General features: G+C 64.2%; 20 protein-coding genes. 7 read left to right on the forward strand and 13 right to left on the reverse strand.

Features of this window, described 5'->3' with window-relative positions; translation table 11 throughout:
- Positions 1-77 precede the first annotated feature (77 nt).
- From WIF35_RS09310 to WIF35_RS09330, 5 genes are read right to left on the reverse strand one after another with little or no spacing between them, the layout of a single operon-like run.
- The gene (locus tag WIF35_RS09310; protein ID WP_412477949.1) at positions 78-710 is read right to left on the reverse strand and encodes a chalcone isomerase family protein; all 633 of its coding nucleotides are present in this window, start codon (positions 708-710) and stop codon (positions 78-80) included.
- Positions 679-1,875: a class I SAM-dependent methyltransferase gene (locus WIF35_RS09315; protein WP_412477950.1), complete on the reverse strand. Its 1,197-nt coding sequence runs from the start codon at positions 1,873-1,875 to the stop codon at positions 679-681. Before WIF35_RS09315 ends, WIF35_RS09310 begins: the two co-directional genes overlap by 32 nt.
- Positions 1,872-2,636 carry a DUF1365 domain-containing protein gene (locus WIF35_RS09320; RefSeq protein WP_412477951.1) on the reverse strand — a complete coding sequence of 255 codons (765 nt, stop codon included), beginning with the start codon at positions 2,634-2,636 and terminating at the stop codon, positions 1,872-1,874. Before WIF35_RS09320 ends, WIF35_RS09315 begins: the two co-directional genes overlap by 4 nt.
- Before the next feature lie 7 nt (positions 2,637-2,643).
- Complete coding sequence (locus WIF35_RS09325) at positions 2,644-3,966, reverse strand: NAD(P)/FAD-dependent oxidoreductase (protein WP_412477952.1); 1,323 nt, start codon at positions 3,964-3,966, stop codon at positions 2,644-2,646.
- A gap of 9 nt (positions 3,967-3,975) precedes the next feature.
- Positions 3,976-4,536, reverse strand: a complete 561-nt coding sequence (locus tag WIF35_RS09330; RefSeq protein ID WP_412477953.1) for a glutathione peroxidase — start codon at positions 4,534-4,536, stop codon at positions 3,976-3,978.
- Positions 4,537-4,644: 108 nt separating this feature from the next.
- Between WIF35_RS09330 and WIF35_RS09335 the strand changes: the two genes are divergently transcribed.
- Entirely contained in the window at positions 4,645-5,568 is a 924-nt protein-coding gene (locus tag WIF35_RS09335; protein ID WP_412477954.1) for a MerR family transcriptional regulator, read from the forward strand.
- A 49-nt stretch (positions 5,569-5,617) separates the two neighbouring features.
- Here WIF35_RS09335 and WIF35_RS09340 read toward each other — a convergent pair whose 3' ends face one another.
- Positions 5,618-6,250: an adenylate/guanylate cyclase domain-containing protein gene (locus WIF35_RS09340; RefSeq protein WP_412477955.1), complete on the reverse strand. Its 633-nt coding sequence runs from the start codon at positions 6,248-6,250 to the stop codon at positions 5,618-5,620.
- 256 nt (positions 6,251-6,506) lie between these two features.
- On the opposite strand from WIF35_RS09340, the gene WIF35_RS09345 reads away from it, so the two are divergent.
- Positions 6,507-6,995 carry an adenylyltransferase/cytidyltransferase family protein gene (locus WIF35_RS09345; RefSeq protein WP_412477956.1) on the forward strand — a complete coding sequence of 163 codons (489 nt, stop codon included), beginning with the start codon at positions 6,507-6,509 and terminating at the stop codon, positions 6,993-6,995.
- Positions 6,996-7,820: 825 nt separating this feature from the next.
- On the opposite strand, the gene WIF35_RS09350 is transcribed toward WIF35_RS09345, so the two are convergent.
- The 7 genes from WIF35_RS09350 to WIF35_RS09380 form a co-directional block, all read right to left on the reverse strand.
- Positions 7,821-9,713 (reverse strand): potassium transporter Kup, encoded by a 1,893-nt coding sequence (locus WIF35_RS09350; RefSeq protein ID WP_412477957.1) that lies wholly within the window; start codon positions 9,711-9,713, stop codon positions 7,821-7,823.
- Between the two features lie 23 nt (positions 9,714-9,736).
- Positions 9,737-10,099 carry a DUF1992 domain-containing protein gene (locus tag WIF35_RS09355; protein ID WP_412477958.1) on the reverse strand — a complete coding sequence of 121 codons (363 nt, stop codon included), beginning with the start codon at positions 10,097-10,099 and terminating at the stop codon, positions 9,737-9,739.
- 16 nt (positions 10,100-10,115) lie between these two features.
- Positions 10,116-10,964 carry an HDOD domain-containing protein gene (locus tag WIF35_RS09360; RefSeq protein ID WP_412477959.1) on the reverse strand — a complete coding sequence of 283 codons (849 nt, stop codon included), beginning with the start codon at positions 10,962-10,964 and terminating at the stop codon, positions 10,116-10,118.
- A gap of 54 nt (positions 10,965-11,018) precedes the next feature.
- Positions 11,019-11,480 (reverse strand): single-stranded DNA-binding protein, encoded by a 462-nt coding sequence (gene ssb, locus WIF35_RS09365; RefSeq protein WP_412477960.1) that lies wholly within the window; start codon positions 11,478-11,480, stop codon positions 11,019-11,021.
- A gap of 19 nt (positions 11,481-11,499) precedes the next feature.
- Positions 11,500-12,696: an MFS transporter gene (locus WIF35_RS09370; RefSeq protein ID WP_412477961.1), complete on the reverse strand. Its 1,197-nt coding sequence runs from the start codon at positions 12,694-12,696 to the stop codon at positions 11,500-11,502.
- A gap of 72 nt (positions 12,697-12,768) precedes the next feature.
- Positions 12,769-13,095: an AzlD domain-containing protein gene (locus tag WIF35_RS09375; protein WP_412477962.1), complete on the reverse strand. Its 327-nt coding sequence runs from the start codon at positions 13,093-13,095 to the stop codon at positions 12,769-12,771.
- The gene (locus tag WIF35_RS09380; protein WP_412477963.1) at positions 13,092-13,796 is read right to left on the reverse strand and encodes an AzlC family ABC transporter permease; all 705 of its coding nucleotides are present in this window, start codon (positions 13,794-13,796) and stop codon (positions 13,092-13,094) included. The genes WIF35_RS09375 and WIF35_RS09380 overlap by 4 nt, the downstream gene beginning before the upstream one ends.
- Positions 13,797-14,130: 334 nt before the next feature.
- On the opposite strand from WIF35_RS09380, the gene aspA reads away from it, so the two are divergent.
- From aspA to WIF35_RS09405, 5 genes are all read left to right on the forward strand, one after another.
- The gene (gene aspA, locus WIF35_RS09385; protein WP_412477964.1) at positions 14,131-15,555 is read left to right on the forward strand and encodes an aspartate ammonia-lyase; all 1,425 of its coding nucleotides are present in this window, start codon (positions 14,131-14,133) and stop codon (positions 15,553-15,555) included.
- A gap of 42 nt (positions 15,556-15,597) precedes the next feature.
- Positions 15,598-16,899 carry a dicarboxylate/amino acid:cation symporter gene (locus tag WIF35_RS09390; protein WP_412477965.1) on the forward strand — a complete coding sequence of 434 codons (1,302 nt, stop codon included), beginning with the start codon at positions 15,598-15,600 and terminating at the stop codon, positions 16,897-16,899.
- 86 nt (positions 16,900-16,985) lie between these two features.
- The gene (locus WIF35_RS09395) at positions 16,986-17,744 is read left to right on the forward strand and encodes a sulfite exporter TauE/SafE family protein (RefSeq protein ID WP_412477966.1); all 759 of its coding nucleotides are present in this window, start codon (positions 16,986-16,988) and stop codon (positions 17,742-17,744) included.
- Positions 17,745-17,781: 37 nt separating this feature from the next.
- Positions 17,782-19,650, forward strand: a complete 1,869-nt coding sequence (locus WIF35_RS09400; RefSeq protein WP_412477967.1) for a sensor histidine kinase — start codon at positions 17,782-17,784, stop codon at positions 19,648-19,650.
- On the forward strand, positions 19,643-20,983 hold the full coding sequence (locus WIF35_RS09405) for a sigma-54-dependent transcriptional regulator (RefSeq protein ID WP_412477968.1): 1,341 nt from the start codon (positions 19,643-19,645) through the stop codon (positions 20,981-20,983). The genes WIF35_RS09400 and WIF35_RS09405 overlap by 8 nt, the downstream gene beginning before the upstream one ends.
- Positions 20,984-21,149: the final 166 nt, after the last annotated feature.

Here is a 21,149-nt window from a genome sequence, read left to right on the forward strand (position 1 = left end):
ACCATTCCCCGCACCTCGCGCCTTGACGCCCATCCCGCCACAACAAACGCTGTCCCGCCGGTTACTGTGAGCATGCCCTAGCCTCCCGGCCGGCGCAGCATGGCCTGCCGGAGATCCGGCGCGCTCGTCCGCGCATCGAGCCAGATGCCGAAAAACGCTTCGGCAAAGCCGGGCACGCCAATCGCCCCGATCAGGCGGTCATCCTGATAGAAGCGCGCGCCATCCGGGCGATAGACGCCAAGAATGTGGTCGCCCGGCTTCACGTCCGGGAAGATGCGCTGCATCTGCTCGCCCCATTGGCGCAGCAAGGCCTCGTCACTGACGAAGCGGCGCATTTCCTTGACGCTGGCCTCGGCGATGGCCTTGCCTTCGATGTTGCGCTTGTAGTCGAGGCGCAGGGCCAGTGGCGGGCGTTGCGGATCGTCGCCGGCCCACAGGGTCGCCTCATAGACGAGGAAGCCGAAGCGGCGGAATTCGCCGCTGCCCCACCGCTTCAGTCCGGCAAAGGCTTCGCTGTTGGCACGGGCCGGCCTGGGCAGGCCGACGATGGCGGCTGAGCCGAGGGCCAGCAGCAGGGCGCGGCGCTCGACCGAGGCCGGCTGGTTTTTTGCCTTTTCGGGCAGTGCACCGCAGCTGTCGGCGTCGCCGGCCCGGCAGCGGGCATGCGGCGCGACGAGATCAACGATGCGCGAGTTCAAATTGGACGACATCGATGTTTCCGGCCATGAAGCCGGCCTCGCAGTAGCAGAGATAGAGACGCCACAGGCGGCGGAAGGTCTCGTCGAATCCGAGCGTGGCGATGTGCGGCCAGTTGGCCTCGAAGGCGGCGCGCCATTCGGCGAGCGTTCGGGCGTAGTCGAGGCCGAAGGCGAATTCGTCGGTGACGTGCAGGCCCTGGCGCTCGGCGGCCTTTCTGAAGGCTTGGCGCGACGGCAGCATGCCGCCGGGGAAGATGTATTGCTGGATGAAGTCGGTGCCGCGGCGATAGGCGGCGAACAGATCGTCGCGAATGGTGATGCTCTGGATCACCGCCTTGCCGCCCGGCTTGAGGGCGCGAGCGACGGTCGAGAAATAGGTCGGCCACCACTGCTCACCGACCGCCTCGAACATCTCGATGGACACAAGGTGGTCGAATTTCTCCTGCGTGTCGCGGTAATCCTGCAGGCGCAGGTCGGCTTGCGGCACGCGATTCTTTGCCCATTCGAGCTGAGCCGGCGACAGGGTCAGGCCGGTCACTTGCAGACCATCCTGCACGGCCAGTTCGGCGAAGCCGCCCCAGCCGCAACCCACCTCCAGCACACTGTCGCCCGCCTTGGCTTGCAGGCGCTCGAGGATGCGGCGGTACTTGGCGTGCTGGGCAGCGGCTAGCGAACCGTCGTCTTCGGCCCGGTAGATGGCCGAGGAGTAGCTCATGCTCGAATCCAGCCAGGCGCGATAGAAATCGTTGCCCAGGTCGTAGTGGGCCATGATGTTGCGCTTGCTGCCTTCCCGGCTGTTGCGGTTGAACCAGTGGCGCACGCGCGCCGCCAATAGTTGCCGCCAGGAGCCATAGACCGCCTTGTTCAGCGCATCGCGGTTGCGCGCCAGCAGCGCGAGCAGGCCGGTCACATCGGGCGAATCCCACTGGCCGTCGAGGTAGGCTTCGGCCAGGCCGATGTCGCCGCGCGCCAGCACCCGGCTGAAAATGGCTTCGTCGTGAACCTGCAGGGTGACGCCGCTTTCGCCTTCGCCGAACAGTGCGCAGGAGCCATCCGGCAGGCGCACCTCGAGCAGTCCGCCGGTCAGCTTTTCGAGCAGGTCGAAAACGGTACGGGTATCGCGCGCCAGGGGCTCCGAGCCGCGCAGGATCATTGCGTGGTTAAGTGTCTGGTTCATTTTGTCGATTCCTGTAAGGGATGGGACGCCGGGTGCGCCCCGCGGAAAGGCACGCCTTTCAACCACAGCTTCAGTGCCTGCCAGTGAATACGGGCCATGACGCCGAGGGTGAGGAAGGGCATGCGCAAGAAAGCCTTGAGCAACGCCGCCGCCGACCAGGGCTGCGGCTTGCCAGAGATGGAAGTGAGCAGCAGTTCGCCTTCGGCGTCGTCGTAATCGATGCGGCAGAGTTGCACGGCACGCTCGAGCTGGAAGCGGAAGCGGTAGCCGCCTTCGATTTCGTTGAAGGGCGAGACATGGAACAGCTTGTCGGCGCGCATCTCGTCGCCATCGACCAGCGGCTCGCCGCGGCGGTGTAGCAGGTAGCTGTGTGTGCCGCCGAAGGTGTTGTTGACCTCGGCCAGGATGGCGATCAGTTGCCCGCTGCGGTCGTGGCAATACCAGAAGCTGACCGGGTTGAAAACGAAGCCGAGCACGCGCGGGAAGGTCTGCAGCACGATCTCACCGTCGTTGGGCAGGCCGTGTTCGGCGAGCAGGCTTTCGATCCACGGCAGCAGCGGGCTACCGTCGCGCGGGCCGTGATCGGCGTTGTGGAAGCTCAGCAGGTTACAGCGATCGATGGAAAAGATCGCACACGCCGCCGAGTCCAGATCGCGCACCGGCAACTGCACGTAGAACACCGGGTAGACGAAGGCATTGACCGCCGGCCGCAAGCGCCGGTGCATGACATGGCCAAGGCAGAGTTTGGGCAGGGCGTTCATGGCAGACTCAGGCCGTTTCCGTTTCGCGCAGCGTCTCGGCGACGCCGCCCTGCCAGGGCGCCTTGACGCCGAGGCCGTTGGCGACACGCAGGGCGGACTTCAGGCCGTCCTCATGGAAGCCATAGCTGCCCCACGCGCCGGCCAGCCAGATGCCGCCCTCGCCCTGCACGTCGGCTAGGCGCTGCTGGGCTGCGATGGCCGGGCCGTCGAAGATCGGGTGGGCGTAGTCGAATTCGGCAATCACTTTCGCCGGATCGGGCTCGCGCGCCGGGTTCAGCGTCACCACCACCGGCGTCTCGAAGGGCAAGGGTTGCAGCTTGTTGATCAGGTAGGAGACGCCGACCGGTTGATCGCCCGGTTCGCCCTGGCCGGCAAAGTAGTTCCAGGCCGACCACAGTTTCTTGTCGCGCGGCAGCAGGCTGGCATCGGTGTGCAGCAGGGCACGGTTGGGCTGGTAGCGGATGGCCGACAGGACCTCGCGCTGCCCGTCGCTCGCCGTCATGCCGAGCATGGTCAGCGCCTGGTCGCTGTGGCAAGCCAGCACCACCTGGTCGTAATAGTCGCTGCCGCCCGCATGTGTCACCCGCAGCACGCCGGCCTCCCGCGACACGGCATGCACCGGGCAGGCCAGGCGGATGTCGTCGAGCTGGGCGGCGATCTTTTTCACATACTCGCGGCCGCCACCCTTCACGGTGCGCCAGATCGGCCGGTCGAAAACCTGCAGCAGACCGTGGTTCTGGCAGAAGCGGATGAAGGTGGCGAGGGGCATGTCGCGCATCTGACCCGTCGGGCAGGACCAGATCGCTGCCGCCATCGGCAGCAGGTACCAGTCGGCGAAAGCGGCGGAATATTTGCCGGCGACCAGGAAGTCCTGCAGGCTGCGCTGGTCGTCCGGATGGCTGAGCAGCCAGGCGGTGCTTTCGCGGTTGAAGCGCAGGATGTCGGACAGCATGGACCAGAAGCGCGGGCGCAGCAGGTTGCGCTTCTGGCCGAAGACGGTGGCCAGATTGCTGCCAGCCCATTCGAGATCGGGATTCTCCAGGCTGACCGCAAAAGACATTTCGGTTTCCACGCTATCGACGCCGAGCAGCGCGAACATGGCGATCAGGTTGGGGTAGGTCTTTTCGTTGAAAACCAGGAAGCCGGTGTCCACCGGATGCGACTTGCCTTCCAGATTCACTTCGACCGTGTTGGTATGGCCGCCGAGATAGCTGCCGGCCTCATACAGGGTCACCTCATAGCGTCGCGACAGCAGCCAGGCGGTGGCCAGGCCGGAGATACCGGCGCCGACGACGGCGATACGTTGCTTGGTGTGGAATCTGGCGTTCATTGATAGCTCCTATTTGCTCAGGAATTCGTCGATCTTTTTCAGCAGGTCCTTGTCATCCGGCTTGGTGAAGCTGGTGTAGGCCACCACCTGCGTCGCATCTCGGTTGATCAGGTATTTGTGGAAATTCCACTTCGGCTTGCTGCCGGTGATCTCAGCCAGCTTCAGGTAGAAGGGGTTGGCGTTCTTGCCCTTGACCACGCTCTTGCTCGCCATCGGGAACTCGACGCCATAGGTCAGGCGGCAGAAGTCGGCGATTTCCTTGTCGCTGCCCGGTTCCTGCTCGCCGAAATCGTTGGACGGAAAACCGAGCACGACCAGGCCCTTGTCCTTCAGGCGGGCGTAGAGCTTTTCCAGGCCATCGTATTGCGAGGTGAAACCGCAGTAGCTGGCCGTATTGACCACCAGGATGACCTTGCCGGCGTACTGGCAGAGCGGCATCGGCTTGCCGTCCTGCAAGGTCGTGAAGCTGTGGTCGAGCAAGGCCGGGCACGCGGCTCCGGCCTGCGCCGGCACGATACCCAGCGAAGCCAGCCCGGCGATTCCCAGCAGACGTTTCAACATCGTGTTCATGTCCAACTCCTTTTCGTTTTGTCCTAGACAAAACCGTCTTTTGTTCGTAAGATAGTCATCAAAAGAGCAGTTGTCAACGGTTTGTCTAACATTTGTTCAGGACAAATTATGAATACCCCTAGTTTCAATATCGCCGCCGTCGAGCGCGACACCGGGCTGTCCAAAGATGTCCTCCGCATGTGGGAGCGGCGTTACGGCTTTCCCGTACCGGAACGCGACGCCAACGGCGAACGCGTCTATCCGGCCGAGCAGGTCGAACGGCTACGCCTGATCAAACGCTTGATGGATCAAGGACATCGGCCAGGCAAGCTGATCGCCACGCCCACAGAGGCGTTGACCCAGCTGGCGCCGCGCCGTTCGCGGCCGAGCCGGAGCGAGGGAGAAACGATCGATACGGCGGGGCAGGAGGAATTGCTGGCGCTGATCAAGCAGCACGACGCCAACGGCTATGTGCAAGCCTTGCAGCAGCGCCTGGCGCGCCAGGGCTTGCAGCGTTTTGTCCAGGACATCGTGGCGCCGCTCACGCATCGCGTCGGCGAAGCCTGGGAAGACGGTCTGTTCGAAGTGTTCGAGGAGCACCTGTTCACCGAGCTGACCAAGCGGGTGCTACGCCAGGCCATCGCCGCCCTGCCGCACGGCAGCGGCTCGCCGCGCGTGTTGCTGACCAGCGTGCCGGACGAGCAGCACATCCTCGGTCTGTTGATGGTCGAAGCCCTGCTCGCGCTGGAAGGGGCCGAGTGCATCCCGCTCGGCACGCAGATGCCGCTGCTCGAAATCAGCCGCGCCGCCAGCGCGCACCGGGCCGACATCGTCGCCCTTTCCTTCTCGGTGGCTTTCGCGCCACGTCAGATTCCCGCCCTGCTACAGCAACTGAGGCAGTTGCTGCCGGCGGAGATGGAGCTATGGGCCGGCGGCGGTGGCGTGGCCAGAGCGGCCGCGCCGGCCGACTGCCACCTGATGGCATCGCTGGAACAGGCCGTCGCCGCGCTGGCCGCCTGGCGCGCCACGCACCCAGCCGGACCGGCAGTTTAGGGACTGCTGCGGTGCACTGCCCGTTTCGGGCAAAAAACAAAGCGGCCGATCAGGCCGGCTGCCAGTCGACGCGGAAGGCGGAATAGGTGCCGGCCGGCGGATCGGGCAATTGCGCATAGCCCAGCCCCGGCAGATCGCCGCACTCGCGGCGGAATTCGCCGGTAACGAGAATTTCCCGCCCTTTGCCGAAATCCTCGCCCAGCTTGCTGGCCGAATTGACCTCGGCGCCGAACACGTCGCTGTCGCCGATCCGGAGCACACGGCCGTAACCGAGGCCGACACTGAGCAGGATGGTTTCCTCGCCGGCCCGCCCAATGTTGTACTCCGCCAGCACGCGCTGCATGGCCACGGCACATTGCAAAGCCTTGGTGGCATTTCGGAAGATGACCAGCATCGAATCGCCCTCGACCTTGAGCAGGATGCCGTCGTGCTCTTCCAGCACCGGAATGAGCAGGCGCTCGGATTCGTAGATGGTCTGCAGAAAATCGATAATGCCAAACTTGGCGACCCGGCGCGAAAAGCCCGACAGATCGGTGAACATCACCGACCAATGCTCGCCGAACAAATCCCAGATGCGCTGATCGATCTGCGCCTTGTTCGCCCCCGGCTGCAGGCGCTCCTCGATCAAGCGCTCGAGGCGATCAAGCGAACCCCGTGAATAGATGCGTTGCCGCTGACTCATCGGTCATACCCTCCTTGGGCAAAGTATAACCACGCGGACTCGGAAAGGCGGCGGGCCGAGTGGCCTGCTTGGTAAATATCGGACCGGAGAAAGCGCGGGATTCGGGTAGCCGGCCAAGCGCGAACCACGGCCATAGCATGCGTTAAGGCGGGGATGAGCAACGCAGCGGGCAGCGCAGGCAAGCTTTATCGGTTCGATCATTTGCGAAGCGGGCCACTGGCTTACAATGTCGCCTCTTTCCCGTCTGGTAACAGCGATGAACTACCCTCTGCCCGATTTCGAAGCCAAGATCTGCCCGCCCGAACAACTCGCCGCCCGCGCCGCCGCCCTGCCGCGCCCGCTGGTGTTCACCAACGGCTGCTTCGACATCCTGCACCGCGGCCACGTCACCTACCTCGCCCAGGCCGCCGCCCTCGGCGCCGGCATGGTCGTCGCGCTCAACACCGACGCCTCGGTCAAACGCCTGGGCAAAGGCGACGACCGCCCGGTCAACAGCCTGGAAGACCGCCTCGCCGTCATGGCCTCGCTAGCCTGCGTGACCCTCGTCACCTGGTTCGACGAAGACACCCCGCTGCAACGCATCCTCGACTGCCGCCCGGAAGTGCTGGTCAAGGGCGGCGACTGGCCGGTGGACAAGATCGTCGGCTGCACCGAGGTTCGTGGCTGGGGTGGGGTTGTGCATTCGATTCCGTTCATTCATCAGAAGTCGACGACGGCATTGTTGGAGAAGATCCGGAAGCTCTGAATCGAGACTTCCTTGTCGCATTGCTTCTGGCGCTTCATCGCGCCCTGACAATTCAATCTCTCGTTTCTAGCGCCGTTACCCGCCTTTACGGCGGGCGTACTTTCTTTTGCTTTGCCAAAAGAAAGTAGCCAAAGAAAAGGCAACCCCTGGGTCGGCGTTGGGCTACGCCCAATCCCTTCCGCTACTCGGCCGGCCGGGCGGCTGGCTAAACTCGCCGCTGCGCGGCTCAGACAACGCCAGCCGACTGCCCCCGGCCAACCTCCGTTGCTCAGCGCCTCTCAAGGGGGCCCGGAAAACCGCCTGTCGCTGATAGACCTCCTCGTCATTCCCGCGAAAGCGGGAATCCAGGAGGCGTGCGAGGTATTAGGAGCATTTCTGGATTCCCGCCTGCGACTGAAGGAAGTCCCCGTGGGACGCGGGAATGACCATAAAAATAGTAACTGCTGCGGTGCACTGCCTCAAAAGGCAAAAAACCAAACGCCAGCCTTTCAGCGGCGATCGGTTTTCAACCTCCCGTGGGAGGCGCCGAGCAACGCAGGCGGGCGGGGAGCCGTCGGCTGGCGTTGTTTGAGCCGCACAGCGGCGAGTTTAGCCAGCCGCGCCCTGAGCGATGCGTAGCATCGCGAAGAAGTACTCTTGGGGTGCCCCGACCGTCGAGTAGCACAGGGAAACCGCGTAGCGGGCGCCGACCCCGGGTCGCCTTCTTCTTTGGCTACTTTCTTCTTGGCGAAGCAAGAAGAAAGTACGCCCGCCGTCAGGGCGGAACGCAGAGGTCAAATAAGCAAACAGGTGTTCAGCGGAGACAGAAGCGAGCAAGCAACCCACTCACAACACCACCTGCGTCCCCAATTCCACCACCCGATTGCTCGGAATCTTGAAATAGGCCGTCACCGGGTTGGCGTTGCGGAACATGGCGACGAAGAGCTTTTCGCGCCAGAAGGCGAGTTCGGAGCCGACGCGCGGAATCAGGGTTTCGCGGCCGATGAAGTAGGAGGTTTCGAGCTGCGAAAACTCCAGACCGGAATCGGCGCACAGTTCTAGGTCGCGCGGGATGTTCGGGTCGTCCTTGAAACCGTACTGGACGATGACGCTCCAGAAGTTTTCCTTCAGCTTGCGCACCTCGACGCGGTCGATATCCGGCACATAGGGCACGTCGAAGAACTGCACGGAAACCAGAACGACGCGTTCGTGCATGACCTTGTTGTGCATCAGGTTGTGCAGCAGCGCATGCGGCACGCCCTTCGGATCGGCGTTCAGGAAGACCGAAGTGCCGGCCACCCGCGTCGGCATCGACGAGGCGAGCGATTCGAGGAACATCGACAGTTCCAGGCGCTCGCCCTTCAGGCGGTCGGCCACCAACTGGCGGCCGCGCTTCCAGGTGGTCATCAGGATGAAGACGGCGACACCGGCGACCAGCGGGAACCAGCCGCCGTCGGGAATCTTCATGATGTTGGCGGCGAGGAAGATCAACTCGACGGCGAGGAAGCAGGCGAACAGCGCCGAGGCCTTGGCCCAGCCCCATTTCCAGCTGCGGGCGACGACCACCGTGGCAAGCAGCGAGGTGATGACCATGTCGCCGGTCACCGCGATGCCATAGGCGGCGGCCAGGTTGTTCGAGGAACGGAAGCCGAGAACGAGGATCATCACGGCCAGCATCAGGCCCCAATTGACCGCCGGCAGGTAGATCTGCCCCTGCTCCTTCTCGGAGGTGTATTGCACCTCCATGCGCGGCACGAAGCCGAGTTGCATGGCCTGCTTGGTCACCGAGAAGGCGCCGGAAATGACGGCTTGCGACGCGATGACGGTCGCCAGCGTGGCCAGGCCGATCAACGGGTAGAGCAGCCACTCGGGCGCCGAATTGAAGAAGGGATTGCTCGCTGCTTCCGGGTCGCCCAGGATCAACGCTCCCTGGCCGAAATAGTTGAGGATCAGCGCCGGCAACACGAAGCCGAACCAGGCGCGGGAAATCGGCTTCCGCCCGAAGTGCCCCATGTCGGCGTAGAGCGCCTCGGCGCCGGTCACCGCCAGCACGACGTTGCCCATCGCCATCAGCGCCATGGCCTTGTTGGCGAACAGGAACTCGATGCCGTAGAGCGGGTTGAGTGCCGCCAGAATCTGCGGATGGTCGACGATGTTGTGCACGCCGAGCAGGGCCAGGGTGCTGAACCAGACCAACATAACTGGCCCAAAGGCGGTACCGACGAGGGCCGTGCCGTGCTTCTGCACGAAGAACAGCACGAAGAGCACAATCAGCGTGATCGGGATGACGAAGCTGTGCAGGCCGGGCGCCGCCACCTCCAGACCCTCGACGGCGGAAAGCACCGAAATGGCCGGCGTCACCATGCCATCGCCGTAGAACATCGCGGCACCGAGGATGCCGATGATCATGATGGCCTTCATCTGGCGCGGCTTGCCTTCCGCCTCGTGCAAGGCCAGCGCGATCAGCGCCATGATGCCGCCCTCGCCACGGTTGTCGGCGCGCATGATGAAGGTCACGTATTTGACCGACACGATGATGATCAGCGCCCAGAAAAACAGCGACAGGCTGCCGAAGATATTGGCTTCGTTGACCGGAATCGGATGGTTGCCGGCGAAGACCTCCTTCATCGCGTACAGGGGGCTGGTCCCGATGTCGCCATAGACGACGCCCAGCGCCGCCAGCGCCAATGCCGCCAGGCGCTTGCCCGAAACCTCGGCCGGCTGAAAGCTGCTACTCATCCCGATTCCCCCTGTTGGCTAGGCTAGGCGGCCTTCTGCTTGAGCCGTTCCCAGTATTGGTCTTCCAGCGCCAGATTGACCGTCTGGCCACGCGCCAGCGACAACCGCGCCATCAGCATGGCCAGACGCCGCACAGCCTTGCTGCGCGCCTCGTCGCCGAGTAGCGCAAGCTGGTTCTGCAATTCGGCAATTTCCTTGCGCAAACCGACCTCGGCCGGAATATAGCCAGCGTTCTTCAGGATACGGTTGGTCATGCGCATTTCCTCAGGCACCAGCGGATCCTCTTCCAGATCGAGCGGTTTGCCGGCCCCGGGCAGACGGTCGAACTCGCCCTGCCGCATCGCATCGACTATGCGCTGTTCGCACAGGATGTCGAAGGACAGCATGGCGAGTTGGCGCCGATCAGCCGCCCAGCGCGGCCTTCAGCGACTGCACTTCCTCTTCCGATTCCTCGATGATCTCGGCCAGCGTATCGGCGTCGAAAATGGTGTCGAGGACGGAGGTATCGACCTGGCCGTCGAGTTCGGGATCGCGCCAGCTGGAAGTACGGTTGGCGATCTTGTTGGCGACATAGAGCACGTCGGACAGCGACTTCAGTTCGATGATGTCGCGATCCTGCTCATGCTCCTGCACCGCCTGCAGCACGCCTTCCGGCGAGCCGAGGGCGGACAGCAACGCGTGGCCAATATTGTCGTGCCAGCCGACGAGCAGGGAATGCAGCTCGGCCTTGTCGGCGACCAGTTCCGGGAAGTGCGCGGCGCGCGACATCAGGTAGAAGACGCCGAGGTCGTGCACCAGGCCGGTGAACATTGCCTCGTCGCCGTTGATCTTGGCGATCTTGCGCGCCAGCACGCGGCACAGCGCAGCAACGTGCGAAGTATGCACCCACAGGCGCTGTGAAATCGCCTCGAACGGTTGCATCTGCTTCGATTGCAGCAATTGCTCCATGGCCACCGCGAAGGAGACCGTACGCACCGCCTCCATGCCGACGCGGACGATGGCGCTCTTGACGTCGGCGATCTCGCGACCGGAAGGATTCAGCGCCGCCGAATTGGCCATGCGGATGATCTTGGCGCTCATCAGCGGCTCGGCGCCGACCAGCTTGGCCAGCTGTTCGACGTTCAGGTTGGGGTCCTTCAGCGCGCTGCGCACCTGGAAGGTAATGTCGAGGAAAGTCGGGAAGTTGATTTCATTGCCCGACAGATCCTTGGCGATGTCTTCGAGAATCTTGAAGGTGGTGGCTTGGGACATGACTGAATCCTAGAGTGGCCTGCAAGGCCCGCGCCCGGCGCGGGCCGATGATGGTTAGAACGGGATGTCGTCGCCCAGATCGTCGAAGGAGGGCTTCGGCTTGTTCTTCGGCGGAGCCGGCGAGTAGTCGGTCGGCTCGTCGTAGCCACCGCCACCGCCGCCGGCCGGCGCGCCGGCGCCTTGGCGACCGCCCAGCATCTGCATTTCGGTCGCTTCGATTTCGGTCGTGTAGCGATCCTGGCCGTCCTTGTCCTGCCACTTGCGGGTCTTGATCCGGCCTTCCAGATAGACCTGGGAGCCCTTGCGCAGGTATTGACCGGCGATCTCGGCCAGCTTGCGGTAGAAGACGACGCGGTGCCACTCGGTCATTTCGCGCTTCTCGCCGCTGTTCTTGTCCTTCCAGCTATCGGTGGTGGCCAGACGGATATTGCACACGGCATCGCCGCTGGCGGTGTAGCGCGTTTCCGGATCGGCGCCGAGGTTGCCGACGAGAATCACCTTGTTAACTGAAGCCATGCCCCTACTCTCCTAACGTTTATGCCGCCGGCGTGACGCGCCGTTGCGGGAAATTCATCGAGCCTGCGACGATCAGCCAGATGACAGCCAATCCGGCGCAAACTGCAAACACTGCATTATCGCCGAAATGTTGCGCGATGTAGCCCCCCAGCGCCCCCCCGACAAACAGGCCCATGGCCTGCGTCGTGTTATACACCCCGAGTGCCGCGCCCTTGGCGGCCGGCGGCGCGGTGCGCGAAACCAGCGAGGGCAAGGTCGCTTCCAGGATGTTGAAAGCGACGAAGAAGAGCAGCAGCCACAGCGCCAGCGTCCACAGGCTCTCGCCGCTGAGGAACAGCCCCCCCTGCACCACCAGCAGCAAGGCAACGGCAGCCAGGAAGATCGGACGCATCTTGTCCTTCTTCTCGGCGGCGATGATGGCCGGCACCATGACCACGAATGAAACCAGCACGGCCGGCAGATAGACCTTCCAGTGCGAGGCTGCTTCCAGTCCACCATGGTCGATCAGGGCATGCGGCAAGACGACGAACATCGCCATCTGCATCATGTGCAGCGTGAAGATGCCGACATTCAGGCGAATCAGGTCGATATCGAAAACCACCCGGCGCAGCGGCAGCTTTTCATGGCCATGCGGCGGCGGTGCCGGCGGCACGACCTTGAGCAACAAGATGATGGCGGCCAGTGCCAGCACGCCGGTCATCACGAACAAGCCGCCCATCCCGATCCAGCCGTAGAGCACCGGCGCGCCCACCAGCGACAGGGCGAAAACGAGGCCGATGGAGGAACCGATCATCGCCATCACCTTGGTACGATGCTCCTCGCGCGTCAGGTCGGCGGCCAGCGCGGTCACCGCGGCGGAAATCGCCCCGGCGCCCTGCAACACGCGGCCAATGATGATCCAGTGCATGTCCGGCGCCCAGGCCGCGACGAAGCTGCCCAGCGCGAAGATCAGCAAGCCGGCGACGATCACCTGTTTGCGCCCGAAGTAATCCGAAGCCACGCCATAGGGAATCTGGAAGACCGCCTGGGTCAGGCCGTAGGCGCCGAGCGCGAAGCCGACCAGGCCGAGATCGTCGCCGCCGGGCAAGGTTTTGGCATAGACCGAGAACACCGGCAGGATCAGGAACAGGCCCAGCATGCGCAGGGCAAAAATGGAAGCCAGCGAGGCGCCGACGCGGCGCTCCTCCGGACTCATACGATCGGTTGGGGCGGACATTTTTGGAATATTTTGTGCAATGCAACGAAGGGCAAATATTAGCAGCTTTGCCCCGGCCGCTTGCAGCGAAAACTAGGCAAAAAAGCCCTGTACCACCCACAAGGCCAACATGCCGGCGGCGATGGTCGCCAGCACGCTGCGCCCGCGCCAGGCCACGAGCAGTGCAACCAGGGCTGCCCAGAGGCGCGGGTTGGCGACATCTGCGGTGAACTGCCCGTTAAGGACAAAAATCTCCGGCGCAATCAGCGCCCCGAGGATGGCCGGCGGCACGTAGCGCAAGGTCAGCGCGATGCGCGGATCGTCCGGCAAATGGTGGCCGAAGGCGATGAAGGACAGGCGGATCAGGAAAGTGACCAGCCCGCAGGCCGCCATGGTCAGCAGCAACAGGCCGGCGCTCATGCCGCCCTCCGATCAAAACGGCGCAGACCGAGACCGACCGCCACGCCGACGGCCGCCGCCACCAGCAAGCCCAGCTTGTGCGGCAAACCGAGCGTCAGCAAGACCGTCACCCCGGCGGCCAGCGCCGCCCATGCCTCGCTGCGCCGGTGCACGGCAAGCACGAGCAAGGCGATGAAGGTCAGCGCAATGGAGAAATCGAGCGACCAGCCGGCCGGGATCGCCGCGCCGAGCAGCACGCCGCCCAGAGTCGACAGTTGCCAGCCGGCCCACAAGGTGAAGCCCGTGCCGAGCAAAAAGCAGTGCCGCCACGGCGTCGCCGGGCCGTCGCGCAGGCGACCGATGGCGGCGGCGAAGGCCTCGTCGGTCAGCAGATAGGCCAGCAGCAGCTTCCAGCGCCACGGCAAGGCGCGCAGATATTCGGCCACCGCCGCGCTGTAGAGCAGATGGCGCAGATTGACCACGCCCACGGTCGTCACCGCCACCGGCGGCGGCACACCGGCGCCGAACAACTGGGCGAACACCACCTGCGACGAACCGCCGAAGATCAGCGACGAACTCAGCACCACGGCCCACGCCGGCAAACCCGCTGCCAAGCCGAGCACGCCATAGATCAAACCGAACGGCACGACGCCGAGCAGCAAGGGCAGCTCGGCGCGAACACCGGCAAGAAACTCGGCGCGGGCTTCGGAGGATGGCGACACGTCAGCAAACAGGAGGCGAAAAGAGCGGCCATCTTAGCGCAAGGCCGCTTTGGCGCTGCTGAGCCGACTTCGGTTTTCGCCCTTTTTGCCTGGTGCACCGCAGCAGTGGCCACGCCGGCGTTTGACGGCGCTTGATCTCCTCCGCCCTCTAAAACGTTCGGATTTCCGAACGCCATCCAGGGCCCTTCTTCGGATTTCCGAAGGCCATTCGCCTGTCGCGGAAAATTTCCCCTTAAAAATCAATCAACCACACCAGCGGCGCCGCTGGCACGCGGTGTGCAAAACAAAGGTACCGGCGAGGCGGATTTCCGACCGGCAATAACAGGAGACAAACATGACGAACCCAGCTACCCATCGCGTCGAGCACGACCTGCTCGGCGACCGAGAGATTCCGAACGAGGCCTATTACGGCGTCCATACACTGCGCGCCCTGGAAAACTTCGACATCACCGGCATCTCGATTGCCGTCTATCCCGACCTGATCCGCGCCCTGGCCCAGATCAAGCAGGCCGCCGCCCAGGCCAACCAGCAACTCGGCCTGCTCGACGCCAAGCGGGCGGACGCCATCGTCGCCGCCTGCAAGGAAGTCATCGACGGCCAGTGGCACGAGCATTTCGTCGTCGACGTGATCCAGGGCGGCGCCGGTACTTCGACCAACATGAACGCCAACGAAGTGATTGCCAACCGGGCGCTGGAAATCCTCGGTCACGCCAAGGGCGAGTTCAAGTACCTGCACCCGAACGAACACGTGAACATGAGCCAGTCGACCAATGACGTCTATCCGACGGCATTGAAGCTGGCCACCTATGTCGGCATCTTCCGCCTGGTCGACGCCATGGCCTATCTGCGCCGTGCCTTCGAGCGCAAGGCCGAGGAATTCGCCGATGTGCTGAAGATGGGCCGCACCCAGTTGCAGGATGCCGTGCCGATGACCCTCGGCCAGGAATTCTCGACCTACGCCGTGATGCTCGGCGAAGACGAGGAACGCCTGAAGGAAGCCGCGCTGCTGATCCGCGAAATCAACCTGGGCGCCACCGCCATCGGCACCGGCATCAACGCCCACCCGGACTATGCCCCGCTGGTCTGCCGCCGCCTGATCGAAGTCAGCGGCGTGCCGGTCGTCACCGCCCCCAACCTGATCGAGGCCACCCAGGACTGCGGCAGCTTCGTGCAACTGTCCGGCGTGCTCAAGCGCGTGGCCGTCAAGCTGTCGAAAACCTGCAACGACCTACGCCTGCTTTCCTCCGGCCCGCGCGCCGGCCTCGGCGAGATCAACCTGCCGCCGCGCCAAGCCGGTTCGTCGATCATGCCGGGCAAGGTCAACCCCGTCATTCCGGAAGTGGTCAACCAGGTAGCCTTCGAAGTGATCGGCAACGACAACACCGTCACCTTCGCCGCCGAAGCCGGCCAGCTGCAGCTGAACGCCTTCGAGCCGATCATCGCCCACAGCCTGTTCAAGAGCGTGCTGCACCTGCGCAAGGCCTGCAAGGCGCTGGCCGACCATTGCGTCGACGGTATCACCGCCAACCGCGATGCGCTGCGCGCCAGCGTCGAGCGCTCGATCGGCATCGTCACCGCGCTCAATCCCTACATCGGCTACGCCAACGCCACCGAAATCGCCGCCGAAGCCCACCTTACCGGCCGCGGCGTCGCCGAGATCGTGCTCGAACGCAAGCTGATGAGCCCGCAGCAACTGGCGGAAGTCTTGCGCCCGGAAGTGCTGACCAAGCCGCAAATGATTCCTACCCATACCGCCTGAGCGGGCTGCTCTTTACTCAATGCACACAACAAGGAAAACATCATGAAAATGAACCGTCTGACGACGATGATCGGGATCGCCATGGTGCTCGGCGTCATTGTCGGCTACGCGTGTAACACGCTGGCTGCCAGTCCCGCCCAGGCCAAGGAGATCGCCTCCTACTTCAGCATCCTGACCGACATCTTCCTGCGCCTGATCAAGATGATCATCGCCCCGTTGGTGTTCGCCACCCTGGTCGCCGGGCTGGCCGGCATGGGCGACTCGAAGACGGTCGGCCGCATCGGTGCCAAGGCCCTCGCCTGGTTCGTCGGCGCCTCCTTCTGCTCGCTGCTGCTCGGCCTGATCTTCGCCAACCTGCTGACCCCGGGTGCCTCGCTGGCCGTGCCGCTGCCGGAAGTCGGCAGCGCGGTCAATCTGAAAACCGGTGCTCTGAACCTGAAGGACTTCATCACCCACGTCTTCCCGAAGAACATCTTCGAAGCCATGGCCGCCAATGAAATTCTGCAGATCCTGGTCTTCGCCGTCTTCTTCGGCCTGGCTCTCGGCCACCTGCACAACCAGACGGCACGCAGCCTGGTGTGCACGATGGAAGAAATCGTGCACGTCATGCTCAAGGTCACTGACTACGTCATGCGCGCCGCACCAGTGGGCGTCTTCGGCGCCGTCGCCGGCATCATCACGACGCAAGGCCTCGGCATGCTGACCGTGTTCGGCAAACTGCTGATCAGCTTCTACATCGCCCTCGGAGCCCTCTGGCTGTGCCTGATCACGGCCGGTTACTTCGTACTCGGCAAGGATGTCTTCCGCCTGCTCAAGCTGGTGCGCAGCCCGATGCTGGTCGGTTTCTCGACCGCCAGCAGCGAATCGGTCTATCCCAAGCTGATGGAACAACTGGAAAAGTTCGGCATCCGGAACCGCGTCACCAGCTTCGTGCTGCCGCTCGGCTATTCCTTCAACCTCGACGGTTCGATGATCTACACCACCTTCGCCGCTCTCTTCGTGGCCCAGGCCTACGGCATCGAGCTGAGCCTGGGTACGCAGATCGCCATGCTGCTGGTGCTGATGGTTTCCAGCAAGGGCATCGCCGGCGTACCGCGCGCCTCGCTGGTCGTCGTCGCCGCCGTCCTGCCCATGTTCAACCTGCCGGAAGCCGGCCTGCTGCTGGTGCTCGGCATCGACCACTTCCTCGACATGGGCCGTACCGTCACCAACGTGCTGGGCAATGCCATCGCCACCGCCGTCGTCGCCAAGTGGGAAAACGCCATCGACCCGGTGGACGAAGTTCTGGCCGAAAGCGACGAGGCTCTGCCGGTTGCCGGCGAAGAAATTGCGGCGACCGCGTAAGCAATAGATTCCTCCAGGTCTGGCAGCCCTCGCTGGACCCTTTTATGACCTGGCGCCGGTGCGCCGGGTCTTTTTTTGAGCATGTCATGACACTCGACTGGTTCATCCTCGCCCCCGCCGCTTTCTTCGCCGGCATGGTCGACGCCGTGGTTGGCGGCGGCGGCCTCATCCAGATTCCGGTGCTGCTTTCCACCTTTCCGCAGACCGCGATCCCGACGCTGTTCGGCACCAACAAGGTGTCGAGCATCGCCGGCACCGGCGCCTCGCTCTGGCGCTATGCCCGCGCCGTCCAGATTCCCTGGCGCTTGGTGCTGCCGGCTACCGCAGCCGCCTTGCTCGGCGCCTGGCTGGGTGCAGCGGTAGTTGCCTGGATATCCCGCGAAGCCATGCGCCCACTGGTCGTGGTGATGATGTTGACCGTCGCCATCTACACCTTCCTGCGCAAGGACCTCGGCCAGGTCGAAACCCACGAGCCGCGCCCCAGCGACCCGTGGTGGGGCGCCCTGTTCGGCCTGCTGATCGGTTTCTACGACGGCTTCTTCGGTCCGGGCACCGGCAGTTTCCTGATCTTCGGTTTCGTCCGCCTGTTCGGCATGGATTTCATCCGCGCCTCGGCCAGCGCCAAGGTCATCAACACCGCCACCAACATTTCGGCCATCGGCTTCTTCGCCAGCCACGGGCCCATCCTGTGGGCAGTCGGCCTGACCATGGCCGTCTGCAACTTGGCCGGCGGGCAACTCGGCACCCACCTCGCGCTCAAACATGGCGCCGGCTTCATCCGCAAGGCTTTCCTCGGCGTCGTCACCGTCCTGATCGGCAAGCAATTGCTGGACATCCTCCACTAAGCGGCCCCCAGCCCGGCCCTGCTAACATAAGCCTCCCATGCCCCGCCGCCACCTGCGCCACCTGACAATCTTCCTGCTACTGCTCGCCCTGATGGGCTTGAGCGGCTTCGGGGCGCATCGCATCGCCCAGCGGCTGGGCCTCTCCGAGTTGCAGGCGACCGGCCTGCACCGGCTGGATTTGTACACGGCCAGTCTGGAACGCGAGATCGGCAAGTACGCCTTCCTGCCTGGCACCCTCGGCCTGGAGCGCGACGTGCTCGACCTGCTCAGGCACCCGGCCGGCAACAAGCTGACGCCGCAGGTCAATGCCTATCTCGAACAACTGAACGAACGCGCCGGCACGCTCTCCATCTACGTCATCGACACTGCCGGCCATGTCGTCGCCACCAGCAACTGGCGGCGGGCCGACAGTTTCCTCGGCGAAGACCTCTCCTTCCGCCCCTATTTCCGCGACGCCATCGACAGTGGTAACGGCCGCTTCTTCGGCATCGGCACGACACGCGGCGAACCGGGCTATTACCTGGCCTCCACCCTGGTCGACGACAGCAAGACGCTGGGCGTCGCCGTCATCAAGGTCAGTCTGGAGCAACTGGAAAAGTCCTGGAGCACGGTCGAAGCGCCGGCCATGGTGAGCGACGAAAACGGCGTCGTCATCCTCGGCTCGGTCGCCGACTGGAAATTCACCACGCTGCGCCCGCTCGACGAGGCGACCCGGCGCGCCTTCGACCAGACACAGCAATACAATCGCCGCGCCCTGAAGCCGCTCGGCCTCAAGGAAATCAGCGAGCTCGACCATGGCGCCCGCCTGGTCAGCATCAGCAAGACGCTGCCCGAGATCGTCTCGGTTTATCCGGTGGCCGGCCGCTTCCTGGCTCAATCGCGTCCGCTGCCAGGCACGCCGTGGACGCTGACCGTGCTCTCCCATCTCGAACAGGTCGATGAGATTGCACAGAGCCGCGCCACCGTTGCCGTGGTCGGCGCCGCCCTCCTGTTCATGCTCGGCCTGATGCTCGACGAGCGCCGCCGCCATCTCAAGGACCGCCTGGCCGCTCGCGAAGCCTTGCAAAAAGCGCACGACGAACTCGAACGCAAGGTCGATGAGCGCACCGCCGACCTGTCCGCCGCCAATCACCTGCTGCAAGACGAAATCGCCGAACGCATCCGTGCCGAACGCACGCTGCGCGCCGCCCAGGACGAGCTGGTGCAGGCCGGCAAGCTGGCGGTGATCGGCCAGCTATCGACCGGCATCGCCCACGAACTCAACCAGCCGCTGGCCGCCTTGCGCACCCTCTCCGGCAACGGCGTGCGCTTTCTCGACCGGGGCGACATCGCCACTACCCGCTCCAATCTCGAACGCATGGCCCAGTTGGTCGACCGTATGGGCAACATCACCGGCCAGTTGCGCGCTTTCGCCCGCAAATCGACCGGCCAGCCGAAGCCGGTCGCCCTTTGCCAGGCCCTCGACAATGCGCTGGCCGTGCTCGACCCGCGCCTGAGCCAGGCCCATGCCGAAATCCGCCGCCATTGCCCACTGCCCGAGCCCTTCGCGCTGTGCGATGCCAACCGGCTGGAACAGGTGCTGATCAACCTGATCGGCAACGCCCTCGACGCCATGCACGATCAGACGGCCCCGATCATCGAACTGGGCTGCGAAAGCGCCGGTACCGTGGCCCGCCTGACCGTGCGCGACCACGGGCCGGGCCTGGACGACGCTGCGCTCAGCCACCTGTTCGAGCCTTTCTTCACGACCAAGGAAGCCGGCGTCGGCCTGGGCCTCGGCCTGACCATCTCGGCCGGCATCGTGCGCGATTTCGGCGGCACGCTCGCCGGCGCCAACCATCCCGAAGGCGGCGCCCTGTTCACGCTGGAAATTCCGCTCTGCCAAGAGGCCAAAGATCATGAGTGACGCCTTGAAAGTCCTGATCATCGAAGACGACCCGGATGTTGCCCTCGGCTGCGAGCAGGCCTTGCAGCTCGAAGGCATCGCCGCCGAATGCGTCGGCAGCGCCGAGCAGGCCCGCCGCCGGCTCGGCCGCGATTTCCCCGGCATCGTCGTCAGCGACATCCGCCTGCCCAAGATGGACGGCATGAGCTTCCTGCGCGAAACCCTGGCTGTCGATCCGGAACTACCGGTGGTGCTGATCACCGGCCACGGCGACATTTCGATGGCGGTGCAGGCGATGAAGGACGGCGCCTACGACTTCATCCAGAAACCCTTCCCGCCGGAATACCTGGTCGAAGTCGTCCGCCGCGCGCTGGAAAAGCGCCGCCTCGTCCTCGAAGTGCGCGAACTGCGCCGCCAGCTCGACCAGCGCGACCAACTGGAAAGCAAGCTGATCGGCCGCGCCCCGAGCATGCAGAAGCTGCGCGACCTGGTCAGCGGCCTGGCCGGCAGCGCCGCCGACGTGCTGATCCACGGCGAAACTGGCACCGGCAAGGAACTGCTCGCCCGCTGCCTGCACGAATGCAGCAACCGCCGGCACGGCAACTTCGTCGCGATCAATTGCGGCGGCCTGCCGGAAACGCTGTTCGACAGCGAAATCTTCGGCCACGAAGCGGGCGCCTACACCGGCGCCGCCAAGCGCCGCGTTGGCAAGATCGAATACGCCAGCGGTGGCACCCTCTTCCTCGACGAGATCGAGAGCATGCCGCTCGCCATGCAGATCAAGCTGCTGCGCGTACTACAGGAGCGGACGCTGGAACGCCTCGGCTCGAACACGACCATCCCCATCGACTGCCGCGTCATCGCCGCGACCAAGATCGACCTGCTCGAACTCTCTGCCAAGGGCGGCTTCCGCAACGATCTCTATTACCGGCTCAGCGTCGCCACGCTGGCCCTGCCGCCCCTGCGCGAACGCCGCGAGGACATCCCGCTGCTCTTCGAACACTTCCTGCTGCAGGCCGCCGCCCGCCACCAGCGGCCGGTCCCCGAGGTCAATGCCGGCCGCATCCAGCAACTGGTCGGCTACGCCTGGCCGGGTAATGTCCGCGAACTGCGCAACGTCGCCGACCGCTGCGTGCTCGGCATCGAAAGCGGCTCGCCACCCTTCGGCCAGCCAACGCCCGATGGCCCGACGCCGCTCTCCGAAACCGTCGAAGCCTTCGAACGCGCCCTGATCGCCGACGCCCTGCGCCGCCACGGCAGCCTCGGCCGCACTGCCGAAGCCCTAGTCGTCGCCAAGACCACGCTGCACGACAAGATCCGTAAATACGGCCTGGGCGAAGACGGCGGCAACTAGCAAATGACGTCATTCCCGCGAAAGCGGGAATCCAGAAAAATCAACGAACTGGATCCCCGCTTTCGCGAGGATGACGATTCAATCGGCGCTATCCCAAAAATAGACCGCCGCCAGCCCGCCACGCACCTCCCCAAGCCGACTCTGGTTTTTGCCCTTTTTGGCCAGT

The organism is Azonexus sp. IMCC34839 (genome assembly GCF_047047955.1).
Classification (GTDB): Bacteria; Pseudomonadota; Gammaproteobacteria; order Burkholderiales; family Rhodocyclaceae; genus Azonexus.